14 protein-coding genes are annotated in these 13,997 nt (G+C 36.7%); 5 read left to right on the top strand and 9 right to left on the bottom strand.

Annotation, left to right across the window (positions count from 1 at the left end):
• Positions 1-25: 25 nt before the first annotated feature.
• Positions 26-322 (top strand): hypothetical protein, encoded by a 297-nt coding sequence (locus RCH13_RS05235; protein ID WP_326986180.1) that lies wholly within the window; start codon positions 26-28, stop codon positions 320-322.
• A gap of 99 nt (positions 323-421) precedes the next feature.
• Here RCH13_RS05235 and RCH13_RS05230 read toward each other — a convergent pair whose 3' ends face one another.
• From RCH13_RS05230 to RCH13_RS05200, 7 genes are all read right to left on the bottom strand, one after another.
• Positions 422-835 (bottom strand): cytochrome C, encoded by a 414-nt coding sequence (locus RCH13_RS05230; RefSeq protein ID WP_326986179.1) that lies wholly within the window; start codon positions 833-835, stop codon positions 422-424.
• Between the two features lie 18 nt (positions 836-853).
• Positions 854-1,114 carry a hypothetical protein gene (locus tag RCH13_RS05225; protein WP_326986178.1) on the bottom strand — a complete coding sequence of 87 codons (261 nt, stop codon included), beginning with the start codon at positions 1,112-1,114 and terminating at the stop codon, positions 854-856.
• A 23-nt stretch (positions 1,115-1,137) separates the two neighbouring features.
• A complete protein-coding gene (locus RCH13_RS05220; protein WP_326986177.1) occupies positions 1,138-2,130 on the bottom strand; it encodes a cbb3-type cytochrome c oxidase subunit II in 993 nt (330 codons plus the stop codon).
• A gap of 10 nt (positions 2,131-2,140) precedes the next feature.
• Positions 2,141-3,892: a cbb3-type cytochrome c oxidase subunit I gene (locus tag RCH13_RS05215; protein ID WP_326986176.1), complete on the bottom strand. Its 1,752-nt coding sequence runs from the start codon at positions 3,890-3,892 to the stop codon at positions 2,141-2,143.
• Between the two features lie 47 nt (positions 3,893-3,939).
• Positions 3,940-4,374: an RrF2 family transcriptional regulator gene (locus RCH13_RS05210; protein ID WP_326986175.1), complete on the bottom strand. Its 435-nt coding sequence runs from the start codon at positions 4,372-4,374 to the stop codon at positions 3,940-3,942.
• A gap of 183 nt (positions 4,375-4,557) precedes the next feature.
• On the bottom strand, positions 4,558-6,228 hold the full coding sequence (locus tag RCH13_RS05205) for a ribonucleoside-diphosphate reductase subunit alpha (protein WP_326986174.1): 1,671 nt from the start codon (positions 6,226-6,228) through the stop codon (positions 4,558-4,560).
• 426 nt (positions 6,229-6,654) lie between these two features.
• The gene (locus RCH13_RS05200; RefSeq protein ID WP_326986173.1) at positions 6,655-7,629 is read right to left on the bottom strand and encodes a ribonucleotide-diphosphate reductase subunit beta; all 975 of its coding nucleotides are present in this window, start codon (positions 7,627-7,629) and stop codon (positions 6,655-6,657) included.
• A gap of 420 nt (positions 7,630-8,049) precedes the next feature.
• Here RCH13_RS05200 and RCH13_RS05195 point away from each other — a divergent pair, with 420 nt between their 5' ends.
• The 4 genes from RCH13_RS05195 (at position 8,050) to RCH13_RS05180 (ending at position 12,588) form a co-directional block, all read left to right on the top strand.
• A complete protein-coding gene (locus RCH13_RS05195) occupies positions 8,050-8,742 on the top strand; it encodes an ABC transporter ATP-binding protein (RefSeq protein WP_326986172.1) in 693 nt (230 codons plus the stop codon).
• Between the two features lie 11 nt (positions 8,743-8,753).
• Positions 8,754-9,983: an ABC transporter permease gene (locus RCH13_RS05190; protein WP_326986171.1), complete on the top strand. Its 1,230-nt coding sequence runs from the start codon at positions 8,754-8,756 to the stop codon at positions 9,981-9,983.
• 97 nt (positions 9,984-10,080) lie between these two features.
• On the top strand, positions 10,081-11,352 hold the full coding sequence (locus RCH13_RS05185) for an ABC transporter permease (RefSeq protein WP_326986170.1): 1,272 nt from the start codon (positions 10,081-10,083) through the stop codon (positions 11,350-11,352).
• Positions 11,353-11,388: 36 nt separating this feature from the next.
• Complete coding sequence (locus RCH13_RS05180; RefSeq protein ID WP_326986169.1) at positions 11,389-12,588, top strand: efflux RND transporter periplasmic adaptor subunit; 1,200 nt, start codon at positions 11,389-11,391, stop codon at positions 12,586-12,588.
• A gap of 26 nt (positions 12,589-12,614) precedes the next feature.
• On the opposite strand, the gene RCH13_RS05175 is transcribed toward RCH13_RS05180, so the two are convergent.
• Together RCH13_RS05175 and RCH13_RS05170 are read right to left on the bottom strand one after the other, a co-directional pair.
• Positions 12,615-13,226 carry a hypothetical protein gene (locus RCH13_RS05175; RefSeq protein ID WP_326986168.1) on the bottom strand — a complete coding sequence of 204 codons (612 nt, stop codon included), beginning with the start codon at positions 13,224-13,226 and terminating at the stop codon, positions 12,615-12,617.
• 114 nt (positions 13,227-13,340) lie between these two features.
• Complete coding sequence (locus RCH13_RS05170) at positions 13,341-13,991, bottom strand: HD domain-containing protein (RefSeq protein ID WP_326986167.1); 651 nt, start codon at positions 13,989-13,991, stop codon at positions 13,341-13,343.
• Positions 13,992-13,997: the final 6 nt, after the last annotated feature.

Below are 13,997 nucleotides of genomic sequence, written 5' to 3'. Positions count from 1 at the left end.
TATTGTAAAACGTAAAAAATAAAATATGAATCCGAAGAAAAAATATAAAAAACAATTACTTAAAGCCCTAGAGGAATTGGCATTTACAGAAAGTCTTTTGCTAGAAACGATGACGAATTTAATGTTGCTGAAAGAGCTGAAGGAAAACAACATCACTTTTAAAAAGGGAGATACATTTTCTTTTGAAGACGATATTTTCGATTACAGTGAGGACAAAAATATCCGAAGAATTGCGAAGCTGCGCGGCAAAATTCTAAAAACGATGCATAAAATTGTCACCAAAAACGATTTTAAAGACAAAGAAATAGAGTTTTTGGCGTAAGTCAGTTTTTTAAATAAAATACAAAGACGGTTTCAAAGTTTGAAACCGTCTTTTTTTTATTTTTAGTGGGTTTAAAGTGAATTGTTTTTAAAGTTGAAATTAATAAGGAAATCCGGTGAAATAAGTGACTAAATAATAGGCACTCCAGCCCACGATTAAGATGATAAGAATCCACATCCAAACGGGAATTGTTTGCGGCGTTTCACTACCTGTGATCACAAAACTTTTCTGATTTCCTTTGTCGTAGGCGTTAATCATCAGCGGCAAACTTCCATCTACCACTTCATTTTCAGATAAACCTTCGATGCTGATAGAAGGACCATTTCTCACAAAAAATTTAATTTTTCTGATGCCTTCTCTACCAGTTGGCGATTTGCTGATGATCTTTAACGTATGTTCGCCATCCGTCAATTTAGAGGTATCAAAATCAAAAACAATGGGAGTTTCCAAATTGGCAATCGGCTGCAAATCTTCATCTATAAAAAGCAAAACTTTGGTTCTGTCATGAGTCATTTTGAGGGCTTTTTAAAATTAATTTAAGATCGAGTTTTTGATGTGATTTCTATCTTTTTCACCCGGTTTAACTAAATATTTTAAAGAAAATACAAAAGTATAAACCGTAATTACTGCAATAATTCCAATGATGAGCCAATCCCATTTGCTTTCTGGGCCGGTTCCGTGTGTAAAACTCTGGGTGATTTTTGGTTGCTGAAGTTTACATGCTTCGCAGGCAAAGGCAAAAGTGGTCATCAACAGTAAGAGAAAGGCGCATATTTTTTTTAAATTTTTCATTTTTTAAATTTTAAGAATTCCAATTATTTAATTTCCTCCATAATTGTTTTCACTTCTTCTGCAGTAACTTTTTTACCTGCATTACCCCAACTTGTACGTTCATGATTAATCAAGGCAGCCACTATTTCAGGAGTGAAATTAGCGTTGGTTCCTACCGCAGGCATTTCTGCATATTCTGGTCGGGCATTATATCCTTTCATAATAATGGTGACATACAATTTTAAATCTTCACCTAGAATCACTCCACTTCCCTTTAAAGGTGGAAACGCGCCTGGTAAACCTTCCCCATTCGCTTGATGACAGGCAACACAGTTTACAGTGTACAATTCTGCACCATCTGGCAAATTATCTCCCCCTGCAGCGGCTGCAGCTTTCACTTCTTTTTGTTTATAAAGAAATTCTGGCGGCGTTTGACCATCTGGAAGCTTCGTTTGTTTTAGAGATTGAAGGTAAGCCACTAAATAAAGCGCATCTTTGGTCGCGACAATTTTATTGAATTTATTTTTTAAAAATTCTGGCGGAACTTTCACTTCTACATCACCTTTTTGCAGGTATTGTTTTTCTTGAAAAAGCCATTGATAAGCAGGCATTATAGATTCTTTCACCACAGCTCTAGGTTGGTAAAGATGGAGCAAATGCCAATCTATACTCGGTTGTCTTTCTCCAATATTCGTAAGGTCCGGACCCGTTCTCTCTGAACCCAATAAATTAGCGGTATTTCTCCAAACGTCTGTTCTCTTATTTGCTGCATAATCTGCTGGAATATTGGGACGGCTACCAAAAACTTTATCCATATCTACACTCCGTACCTGCTGCGTATGACAAGCGATACAGCCGTTTTCTACATAAAGTGCCTTTCCTAATTTTTCTTCCGGCGTTAAGGGTTTTGCATTAGGCAAAGGTTTGAAAACCGTCTGATTTTGCAACGCTGGTAAAATTCCAATCTGCAAAGTGAGAAAGGCAAAGAATAAAAGGGAAGACCAAAAAAGGAGTTTATGATTACTATAAAAGTTCATAGGTTAATCTTTATTTTGTTGGTTTAAATTCAGTATTCTGAAGTTGTTTTTTCGCTTCCAGAATTTCCGCTGGAGTTGTAGGAATTACAATCACTTCTTTTCTATTCACCATTTTGTAAAAGTTATAGGCAAAAACAAAATGCGAGATCCACATCATGGTACCGCCGATCGCACGCCATAACCAGTAAGGAGCCATGTGAACTACACCTTCAATAAATGGTTTTTTCGCCATCCACATTAATCCTTTTTCAGTAGAACCAATCATCAGAGAAATAATATAAAACATCAAACCTATCAAAGCCAGCCAGAAGTGAATACCCACCCAAATTTTTGGTGGCTCTTTTCCTGTTAACCTTGGAACCAGCGTGTAAATAAAGGCCCATAACATGAAAGTGATAATTCCGTACATCGTCATGTGGGAATGTGCAACGGTAAAATCAGTAAAGTGCCATATTAAATTGGTAAATCGAAAAGCTTCGGCGGTTCCCTGTAGTGATCCACTGAAATAAAAGAGAATGGAAATCAGATAAAAAGGCAGTGTATAGCTTGTTCTCAACTGATGCCAAGAACCATTAAAGGTCAAAAGAAAATTTGCAGATCCTGCAACCACAGGAATAACCATTCCCACACTTGCTACAATGGCGACGGTTTGCATCCACCAGGGAATGGCACTAAAAATAAAGTGATGACTTCCAATTAATGTATAAAATAATATTTGAGTCCAGAAAGCTAAAATTCCTAAACTATAAGAGTAAATCGGTTTGTTTAATTGTTGCGGCAAGAAATAATACATTAAACCCAAACAGAAAAACATGAACCACATTCCAACCCCTTGATGCATATAATATCCCTGAATGATGGTTTCCGCAAGTCCATCTTGCCAAAAAGGCAGATAAGCAACCAGCAGAATTACAATCACGTACATCATGGCAGAAATAATATACCAGTTGGATACATAAATTTCTTTGGTGACTCTTCGGGCAATAGTTTTTAAATAATTATAAAGCGTAATACAAATCCCGGCAGCAAAAAGTGCCATAATCGGCCAAATATATTCTCTGTATTCTCCACCCGCATTATTGATTCCGGCCATCAAAGAAAGACTTCCCAAAATAACGGAAGCATTCATTAATATTAAGGAGTAATATCCAAGTTTTACACTATATATCTCTACGTTGCTCACTCTAGGGATCACATAATAGGCAAGTCCGACCATCGCGAAGGAAGACCAACCCCAAAACACCAGATTGGTATGAACTGGTCGAAGCCGCCCAAAGCTTAACCAACTTGAATGGTCTACATCTGGCGCCACAAATTTAATCCCCAAATATTCTCCAGCGGAAGTCCCTACCAAGAGCCACAAAATAGAAAACCCAAGGAAATATAGAATTAGGGTTGAGGAAGCGGTGGAAATATATTTTTGTGCCGCAATACTTTTTTTCTGCGGAATAATAAGAATTTCTTCCACAGAATTAATATTGGTAATAATTCCTTTTTGATCAGACACTGGTAAATCGCCGGAAAGCTCATTGCTTGGAAGTTGGTAGCCTAATTCCTCTCCTCTCTTCTCATATTCTTGAATTTCTTCTGGAGAAAGATTGGCTACTTTTTTCTGGAAATCCAGATATTGCCGCTTCTTTTGTAAATTTTTGTAGGTACCATAAGTTTTCACCACCGCAATTGCCAATCCAGCCAGTACAGGGATTAAAATTAAGAACAAAGTAATTTGAATACCAGATTCTCCTAATAGCGCGTTATTCATAAACTGTATTATTAGAGGACAAATATGTCCTTTATTAAGTCAAAATTTTATCTCTTTAAAAATACGATTCCATCAGAAACGTTTTCCGCCAAAGATTTCAGCGTGGTGCTTTCGAGCATTTCCCGCATTTCATCCCGGATTTTCACAAACTTGAAATGCATGGGACAGGGTTTTTGTTCGTCACATTTTCTTAAACCCAAAGTGCAATCTTCAAAAATACCATTCCCATCCATTGCTAAAACAATGCTGAGAAAGGAAACCTCATCTAAATGACCTACAGGAACAAAAAAACCACCATTGGGACCTTTAGACGATGAAAGAACTTCTGTTCTGGTTAATTTCTGTAATATTTTCGCCATGAAAGCTGGAGGTGCATCCGTATGTTCAGCGACTTCCTTCAAACTTACTTTACGATTTTTGAGGGAGTTTTTTGCCACATAAATTGAGGCCCGGATTCCATATTCACACGATTTCGAAAACATACTTTTTTAACTAGAACAAATGTAAAACAAATAATAATAAAAGACAAACAAGTCTTTTATTATTTAAAGGGTTTTTAAGAATTTTTTATTTTACTTAAAAATATGGAATGAGCTCTCTTTTTAGACCAAGAAAAAACCACAGAAAATTCTGTGGTTCATATCAAATATTTAAACTGTTAAGTTTTAAGCTTCGCAACTAGAACACGTTACAAAATTCACCATCATTTCTTTTGAAACTGAAGAACTTCTTTGATAGTATAAAGTTTTTACTCCTTTTTTCCAAGCTTCCATGTATAAGAAGTTCACGTCTTTCACCGCCATCGTAGATGGAATCTGAAGATTTAAACTTTGTGCCTGATCAATGTACTGCTGTCTTTGCGCCGCCTGAGAAATAATTTCCATGGGAGAAATCTCGCGGAAGGTTTTGAAAACTGCTTTTTCCTCTTCGCTCAATTCATTTAAGTGTTGAACAGAACCGTGATTCAACATAATGGTACGCCACGTTTCTTCATTATCCAAACCTTTTTCCTTCAGCAAAGTGGCGAGATATTTATTTTTTCGCATGAAGTTTCCTTTTGCCAGACCAGCTTTGTAATAATTCGAAGCAAACGGCTCTATTCCCGGAGAGGTTTGTCCTAGAATCGCCGATGAAGAAGTGGTCGGAGCAATCGCCATTGTGGTGGTATTGCGCATTCCATAGCCTTTCAACAATTCTGGTTCGCCATAAATATTGGCTAATTCCTGCGAGGCGGCGATAGATTGTTCTTTAATTTGTCTGAAAGCTTTTGCGTTAAATTGAGTCGCCTCAAAACTTTCAAAAGGGATCATATTTTTTTGCAGATAAGAATGGTATCCTAAAACGCCTAATCCAAGTGCTCTGTGACGCAGGGCAAAAGTTCTGGCACCCGTCAAATAATAATTTCCTTCAGTTTTCTCAATAAATTCAGATAAAACGGCATCTAAGAAATAGATGGCTAATTTCACTGCGTTCGTGTCTTTCCATTCATCGTATAATTCCAAGTTCATGGAAGATAGACAGCAGATAAAACTCTCCTCCGCATTAGAAGGTAACATGATTTCCGAGCACAGATTACTCGCGTTTATGGTCATTCCCAAATCTTTATAAACCTGCGGCTTGTTGCGATTCACATTATCCGAAAACATAATATACGGCAAACCTTTTTGTTGACGACTTTCTAACACTCGCGCCCAAATCTTCCGTTTATCCGTATCGCCGTCAATCATATCCTGCATCCAGTAATCTGGAACGCAAACTCCTGTAAATAAATTCTGAATAGGGCTTCCAATATCTTTTATGGACAAAAATTCTTCAATATCTCCATGGTCAATATCCAAGTAAGCGGCAAAAGCTCCGCGGCGAACGCCACCTTGAGACACCACATCCATTGCAGTATCGTATAATTTCATGAAAGAAACTGCGCCGGAAGATTTTCCATTATCCGTAACGGCTGTTCCGCGATTTCTTAATTCCCCGAAATAGCCAGAAGTTCCACCACCGATTTTGGTCTGCATGATCACTTCGCCTAATTTGTGCGTAATTCCTTCGATATGATCCGGAACGTGAACATTGAAACAAGAGATAGGTAAACCGCGTTGGGTTCCCATATTTGCCCAGACTGGTGAAGAAAAACTGATCCAACCTTTGGTGATCATTTCCTCAAAAGCGGGTTGCAATTCAGGTTTGTATAATCTTTTTGCAGCCGCGGTGGTAATTCTTTCAATTGCGCCTTTTACGGTTTCTCCTTTTAGGAGGTAACCGCGATTCAGCATTTGTTCAGACTCTTCGTTCAGCCACCAGATATCAGTTTTTTCTTCCATAATTTTTTTTGTCATTGCGAGGGAAGCAAAGCAGTCTCTCGGTTTAATGTGTTTTCTTTATTTTTTTTGAAGAAGATTATCTCCGCTTTTTTCAATGATTAGTACCGCTTTCCACTGTATCTTTTTATTTTAAAAAAAAAAAAAGGATGCCGTTTCAATCGGGGCTAGAAGTTCTATTTGTTTTTTTTCAAGCAGCGTTGTTAGAGCTTGAAGCTCTAACAAAGCTTATCAATCAACCCGATTTTGGATAAAACCAAATTAAATTCGCTCTATTAAACGGGCTAAAGCCCGCTCCTATTGTTATCTTCCTAAAATCGGATCAACGCTCGCTTCGCTCGCGCCAAATTTTATTCTAATTTTGCAATTGTGGAAAAAGGCGCCTAAAATATTTTGAACATTGTATTTTCTAGATTCTTGGCTCTTTAATCTTGTCTCTTTCACTTAGAACAAATCGTTCTCTGTAATACTCTTATCATGTTTCGTGTAATCTACAGGTCTTTTGGCAAAGAAATCATCCAAAGAATTGGCGAAAACTTCTTCTTCAAACCAAACCATTGGTCGGTATTGATCCGGAGAAATATTGTAACGTGTTTTCATTCCAATTTTTTTCAAACTGTCATCAACTCTATATTTCATAAAGTTCAATAAGTCATCTTTTCCAATATTATCGATTTCTCCCAGTTCGAAGATCCAATCTAAAATTTCTTTTTCCAATTCAATGGAATGATCCACCAAAGTGTAAATATCTTCAATATCGGAATCAGTCAATAAATCAGGTTGTTCTTCCCGGATTTTATTGATCAGATACATTCCTGCATTGGCGTGAATCTGCTCATCTACGGAAGTCCAGGCAATAATATTGGACACATTTTTCATGTATCCTTTAAATCTTGTAAACGATAAGATGATGGCAAACTGAGAAAACAAGGACACGTTTTCAATCAGAATACTAAACAAAAGAAGGGAAGAAACATATTCTTTCGGCGTTGTAGAATTAGCGTGTTTCAAAACATTGGAAAGAAAATCAATTCTTTTTTTAATGGCCGGAATTTCCACCACTTGATTGAAAGAATCATTATATCCCAAAACTTCCAATAATCTGGAATACGCTTCGGAATGACGGAATTCGCACTCCGCGAAGGTCGCACCTAATCCATTTAATTCTGGTTTCGGCATATGATTGTAAAGATTTCCCCAAAAAGTTTTCACAGAAACTTCAATTTGAGCAATGGCCAAAAGCGCATTTTTTATGGCGTTTTGTTCGTGCGGTTCTAATTGAGATTGAAAATCCTGTACATCTGCAGTGAAATCCACTTCTGCATGCACCCAAAATGACTTGTTAATGGCTTCTACAAACTGCAGAATTTCCGGATATTCGAAAGGTTTGTAACTTACTCTTTTGTCAAAAATTCCCATGCGCGTTTTTTTTATGAATTATATTTGGTTTCCACTTCCTAACAAAAGTTTAATTTCTGTAATCTTTTGATCATCTGTAATTTAACGGATGGAAAAAGAAGGAAAAATCCACGTTCGGAGGTAAAGCCGTAGGAGACAAAAATAGAAAATAGAACCCGATGAAAAAAGGTCTAAATACTAAAAGTCTGACTTAGAGTTGCAAAAGTTTTCCACAATTGCACACATCTTGCTCTGCTATTGGATTTGAGACAGTCTGGCTTTAAAATACGCACTTTGAAGAGAATTTCCTTTAAACAAAATAGAAATTCGCCCTATTGATGGTAATTTGCAATCAAACACCCCACTTTAGAAAAAGAAATTGACCCTTGTAACAAATCACCCAAAATACCTACTTATATTTTAAACCAAATTTACCACTTAATGCTATTAATTAAGGACTTGCACAAATCATACGACACCGGCAAAAACAAACTGCATGTTTTAAAGGGAATCGACCTCAGCATAGAGGAAGGTGAGTTTGTTTCCATCATGGGAAGTTCCGGTTCTGGCAAATCCACCCTCCTTAATATTATAGGAATTTTGGATGAAAAAGATACGGGCGTATATAACTTAGATGGAATTCCCATCGAAGATTTATCTGAAATTAAAGCCGCAGAATACCGCTCGAAATTTCTAGGATTTATTTTTCAGTCTTTTAATTTGATTGGATATAAAACAGCCTTAGAAAATGTTGCTCTACCCCTTTATTACCAAGGCGTTGGCAGAAAAGAGCGCAATCAAAAAGCTTTAGAATATTTAGGAAAAGTAGGTCTTGCTGAATGGGCAACCCATTTACCTAATGAACTTTCTGGAGGCCAAAAACAAAGAGTTGCCATCGCACGAGCATTAATTAGTGATCCAAAAGTAATTCTGGCCGATGAACCTACTGGAGCCTTAGATTCCAAAACAACTTATGATATTATGAAACTTTTGCAGGAAATTAACCGCGAAGGAAAAACCATTATTGTTGTAACTCACGAACCAGACGTAGCTGCAGAAACGAAACGTAACGTTATTTTAAAAGATGGCGTGATTGAAAGTGACGAATTTATTACCCAAAAAGTTCTTGTTTAATTTAATTTTCTATGTTTGATATCGATCGGTGGAGAGAAATTTTTGAATCCATTCGCAGTAATGTACTGCGGACGGTACTTTCAGGCTTTACGGTAGCGTTGGGACTGTTTATTTTTATTGTGCTTTTTGGTATAGGAAACGGATTGAAAAATGCTTTTACGGAAGGTTTTGCTAGAGATGCTACCAACTTAATTTCAATTTCTACGGGTAAAACAAGTATCGCTTTTGATGGTTTACAATCTGACCGAAAAGTAGTTTTGCAAAATCCTGACTTCGAAACAATTGTAAATGATGAACCCGAAAAAATAGAATATTCTTCTGCAAGATACACTGCAAATATGCTCGTGAAATACGGCAAAGAAAGTGGTGCTTATCAAATTAATGGTGCCGATCCCGAGGAAACCTACATTGAAAACAGAACCATGTTAGATGGTCGATACATTACGAATGCAGATATCACGAGACAGCAGAAAGTAGCCGTCATCGGAAGAATGGTTCAGCGCGATTTAATTAAAAACGGAAGTGCTGTAGGGAAAGATTTAGATTTAAATGGCACCATGTTCAAAGTGATTGGTGTTTTTTCTGATGACGGTGGTGACCAAGATGAAAGAATGATCAGCGTTCCTATCTCAACTTTACAACAGCTCAAAAAAGGTTCAGACACCATCAGTAGAATTTTTATTACCTACAATCAAGATATGTCGCCCGCTGAAGCCATTAAATACAGTGATGAATTAGAAAAAAAATTAAAGAAAAACCTGCAAGTTTCTCCCGATGATGAAAATGCTGTTCGGGTGAATAATAATGCAAAGAACTTGGAAAGAACTTTTCAGTTTTTGTTGATTATCACCTTAATTGTTGGATTTATCGGATTGGGAACATTGTTAGCGGGAATCATTGGAATCAGCAATATCATGGTGTATATCGTAAAAGAGCGTACGCGTGAAATTGGAGTTCGGAAAGCAATTGGCGCAAAACCCAATGAAATCGTAGGTTTAATCATTCAGGAAAGTGTGGTGATCACGGTAATCTCTGGAATTATTGGAGTTGGACTTGGAGTTTTAACACTCACTTTGATTGGAGATAATTTGGAACAATATTTTATAATGGCGCCTTCCGTAGGTTGGGGTCTGATTTCGGTGGCATTTGTATGTTTGGTAATTGCAGGGTTAATTTCCGGATTCGTTCCAGCTTATAGAGCAAGTAAAATTAAACCGATTGAAGCCTTGAGAAGCGATTAAATACATACAAAATTTGAGAAACAAGACTCAAGAAGGAAGACTTTAAAATTTGAAAAATCAACTCTCAACTTTCTACTCTTTTTTATAAAAAATAGAAATGAATATTATATTTAAACTCGATACCTGGCAAGAAATTTATCATTCTCTTCGGAATAATAAACTTCGGACTTTCCTCACTATGATTGGGGTTGGTTGGGGTATGTTTCTATTTGTGGCGCTCTTGGGCGCGGCAAAAGGAATGGAGAATGGTTTTGATAAAGCTTTCGCGGGATTTGCTACCAATTCAATTTTCCTTTGGGCACAGAATACCACCATCCCTTATGATGGTTTTCCAAAAGGTAGAGCAATGTCTCTCCGTTTACCCGATATACAATTATTAGAGAAAAAAATTCCAGAGATCGATTATATTTCGCCCCAGTCTACTCGAGGAAATTTTGGAAGTCCAGGAGAAAATTTTTCCAAAGACGGTAAAAATGAATCCTATACCTTAAACGGAGATTATCCTATTGGTAATAAAATTTCGGAGAAAAAATTAATCTTTGGGCGCTATCTTAACGACGCTGATATTAATGGTAATAAAAATGTAATCGTCATTGGCGAAGAAATTTACAACAACTTCTTTGATGCTAAAAAGAATGAAAATCCGCTTGGTAAATCCGTGACGGTAAAAGGTATTTTCTTCAATGTTATTGGCGTTTTTAGGGTTCAGCAACAAGGCGGAAATATGGGGAGTGATGATTCTGCCTATATCCCATTCAGCACCTTTAGTAAAATGTATAATGATGGCGACAAAGTGGGATTCTTTGCGATCGTGGGAAAAAACGAAGCTGATCTTAATGTTTTAGAAAACACCGTAAAATCAGAATTAAAAGCCAAATACAATGTGTCCCCAGATGACAGCAATGCCTTCGGAAGTTTTAACCTTGGGAAACTTTTTGGCAAACTAACCGGATTTTTAACGGGTATGCAATTACTAACCATCGTAGTAGGAACTTTGACCATTTTGGCAGGTGTTATTGCCATTTCCAATATTTTGCTCATCACCGTAAAAGAACGAACCAATGAAATTGGAATTAGACGTGCTTTAGGAGCAAAACCTGCAGAAGTTCGAAATCAAATCTTATTAGAAAGTGTAGTCATCACCATCACTTCTGGTCTCTTAGGATTTATATTTGGGATTCTATTATTGATGATTCTCAATGCATTGACAGAAGGTCAAGCTGAATTTCCCTTTTATAACCCAACCGTAGATTATTTGGAAGTTTTCGCGGCTATGGGAGTAATGGTTTTTTTAGGATTAATAATCGGAATGATTCCAGCGCAAAGAGCCGTGAGCATAAGACCCATCGAAGCTTTAAGAACAGAATAAAAAATTTAGATAGAAAAACTTTAGAACATATAAACTATGAAAAAGAAATACACCGCTAAAAAAATTGTTTACATCATCCTTGGTGTGCTTTTCCTTGGAGCGCTCATTATGGGAATCCGCTATTTGGTAAACTCTAATAAATCAAAAAGTGAACAATTCTTAACAAAAAAAGCCGTGGTACAAAATATGGACGACAAAGTTTTGGCAACAGGTAAAATTGTACCGCGGGAAGAAATTGAAATTAAACCCAATATTTCTGGTATTATAGACAAAATCTTAGTGAGTGAAGGTGACAAAGTTGTGGCCGGACAATTGGTAGCCACCATTAGAATTGTTCCCAGTATTACGAGTATCAACGCCGCACAACAGGAGATTAACAATGCCAATTTGCAAATCAGCAACTCCAGAATTAATGTAGACAATCAGCAGAAACAATTTGCGATGCAGCAAAGATTATACTCACAAGGTGTAATTTCTAAACAGGAATATATTTCTGCACAGCAGCAATTGCAGTCTACGCAGCAAGTTCTGAGAAATTCTCAGCAGCAGCTAAATACGGCACAGAAAAATTTACAGATCGCGAGAACGGGAACCACTCCAGAATTGGCTAGTTTGGCAACCACGCAAATCAGATCCAAAGCCAACGGAACTGTTTTAGAAGTTCCAGTTAAAATTGGTAGTCAGGTTATTGAAGCCAACTCTTTTAATGCAGGAACTACAATTTGTTCCATCGCCGATTTAAATTCTCTTATTTTCGAAGGAACCATTGATGAAGCTCAAGCGGGTAAACTAAAAGAAGGAATGGATATGAATGTAGTTATTGGTGCGCTACAAAACAAAAGTTTTAGAGGCCGCGTTACTATGATTGCACCGAAAGGAAAAGACGAAAATGGAACCATTAAATTTCCATTAGAAGGCGATGTTTTTAATGATACGAATGAATATATTCGGGCAGGATTTTCTGCGAATGGCGAAATTATTTTAAGCTCCCAGAAAAATGCACTACTGCTTGATGAAGCTTTAATACAGTATGAAAAGGTAAACGGACAGGACAAACCTTTTGTAGAAGTTTTGCAAAAAGATGGCAGCTTTAAGAAAACGTATGTAAAATTAGGCGCTTCAGATGGAATCAATGTTCAGATTTTATCTGGCATTACAAAAGATTCTGAAGTAAAAGTTTGGAATCCAAGTGATAAGGATAAAGAAGCTTTAAAAGAAAAGCAGAATAAAAAATAATTCAACATTTAATAAATCCCGACTATTTAGTTCGGGGTTTTTCTTGATATTAAATTAAATAATAAATAGAGATTGAGAAAAAGAAGCAAAAAATCCAGCACAATCCAAATGGCTGTCGAGCGGTTTTCAGCTTTCAATTCTTCTATTTGAATTTTGGCTACTTCTGATAATTTTGCACTTTGATTCAGGTAATTATTGACTTCAATCTTTCGGTCTTCATTTTTACTAACTAAAGAGTGCTGAGAAAAATACACCATATTTTTTTTTCCGAGAAAACCCGCAATCCACACTTCATCAGAATGCTGTACATCTAAATATTCCAAACGGTAATGGTTGCTTCTTATATTGCCTACATGGCGCGTTTCATACGTCAAATTTTTAGATTCGTCCGTCTCTAATTGGATGAAATAAAAATCCAGCGGAAGCGGTAATTTATTGATCAATTGGATGGATAGCGCATCTTTCCGAAACTGAGATAAACTCTTGGTTATAAAAAAATAGGTGAAAGCTCCGATGGATAGTATCACCACAAAAACCCGAAATGTTTTGGCCCAAAAAGCGCGTCGTCCCGTTTTAAAAGGTACAAGAAACAAAGACGCTGCTAAAGCGACGAATAGTAAAAAGAAAATGGTGAACATGGGAGCAAATTTAACTAAATATTTGTACTATATCTACAAAGATTTGATCTGTGAAATAGAGGAAAAAGCAAAACCTACGAGAAAAATTAAATGGTTCATTTTCAAGAAATAATTCTATACCTGAACTTGCCATTCTCGATCAAATTCTTCCAAAAACTTCAGCATAAAAACGTGTCTTTCTGCTGCGATTTTTTTTGCGGTTTCTGTATTCATAAGGTCTTTTAGCAACAACAATTTTTCGTAAAAATGATTGATGGTTGTGCCCTCAGATTTTTTGTATTCCTCTTTTGTCATGCCTAGTTTCGGCAGAATTTCTGGGTGATACATTAAATTATTTTTAAAGCCCCCAAAATTAAAGGTCCTTGCAATTCCAATGGCACCTATGGCATCTAAGCGATCTGCATCTTGCACAATTTGCAATTCTAAGGATAAATTTTCTGGCACTTCTCCCCTATTTTTAAAGGAAATATTTTGAATAATGAACAAAACTTGCTCAATCATTTCTTCGGAAACATTTTGACTTTCTAAAAAATCCCGAGAAATTTTTAAGGCTACAGTTTCATCACCATTGTGGAATTTCGCATCGGCAATATCATGTAACAAGGCGCCCAACTGCAACACTTCAGAATCTACATTTTCATTTTCCGCTATTTTTAGGGATAATTTCCACACACGTTCGATGTGAAACCAATCATGACCTGCTTCCGCGCCTTCTAATTTTTCTTTTACGAAGGTTACCGTATTATCAATTAAAATAATGGACATTCTATT

The organism is Chryseobacterium sp. MP_3.2 (genome assembly GCF_035984805.1).
In the GTDB taxonomy this organism is placed as follows: domain Bacteria; phylum Bacteroidota; class Bacteroidia; order Flavobacteriales; family Weeksellaceae; genus Kaistella.
This window is presented reverse-complemented; position numbering and strand designations above follow the sequence as displayed.

Excerpts from the sequence above, each read along its gene's own strand:
- RCH13_RS05230 (WP_326986179.1), bottom strand. The coding sequence starts at position 835 with ATGACTCATGACAGAACCAAAGTTTTGCTTTTTATAGATGAAGATTTG.
- RCH13_RS05210 (WP_326986175.1), bottom strand. The coding sequence starts at position 4,374 with ATGTTTTCGAAATCGTGTGAATATGGAATCCGGGCCTCAATTTATGTG.
- RCH13_RS05235 (WP_326986180.1), top strand. The coding sequence starts at position 26 with ATGAATCCGAAGAAAAAATATAAAAAACAATTACTTAAAGCCCTAGAG.
- RCH13_RS05205 (WP_326986174.1), bottom strand. The coding sequence starts at position 6,228 with ATGACAAAAAAAATTATGGAAGAAAAAACTGATATCTGGTGGCTGAAC.
- RCH13_RS05215 (WP_326986176.1), bottom strand. The coding sequence starts at position 3,892 with ATGAATAACGCGCTATTAGGAGAATCTGGTATTCAAATTACTTTGTTC.
- RCH13_RS05220 (WP_326986177.1), bottom strand. The coding sequence starts at position 2,130 with ATGAACTTTTATAGTAATCATAAACTCCTTTTTTGGTCTTCCCTTTTA.
- RCH13_RS05170 (WP_326986167.1), bottom strand. The coding sequence starts at position 13,991 with ATGTCCATTATTTTAATTGATAATACGGTAACCTTCGTAAAAGAAAAA.
- RCH13_RS05185 (WP_326986170.1), top strand. The coding sequence starts at position 10,081 with ATGAATATTATATTTAAACTCGATACCTGGCAAGAAATTTATCATTCT.
- RCH13_RS05180 (WP_326986169.1), top strand. The coding sequence starts at position 11,389 with ATGAAAAAGAAATACACCGCTAAAAAAATTGTTTACATCATCCTTGGT.
- RCH13_RS05190 (WP_326986171.1), top strand. The coding sequence starts at position 8,754 with ATGTTTGATATCGATCGGTGGAGAGAAATTTTTGAATCCATTCGCAGT.
- RCH13_RS05225 (WP_326986178.1), bottom strand. The coding sequence starts at position 1,114 with ATGAAAAATTTAAAAAAAATATGCGCCTTTCTCTTACTGTTGATGACC.
- RCH13_RS05195 (WP_326986172.1), top strand. The coding sequence starts at position 8,050 with ATGCTATTAATTAAGGACTTGCACAAATCATACGACACCGGCAAAAAC.
- RCH13_RS05200 (WP_326986173.1), bottom strand. The coding sequence starts at position 7,629 with ATGGGAATTTTTGACAAAAGAGTAAGTTACAAACCTTTCGAATATCCG.
- RCH13_RS05175 (WP_326986168.1), bottom strand. The coding sequence starts at position 13,226 with ATGTTCACCATTTTCTTTTTACTATTCGTCGCTTTAGCAGCGTCTTTG.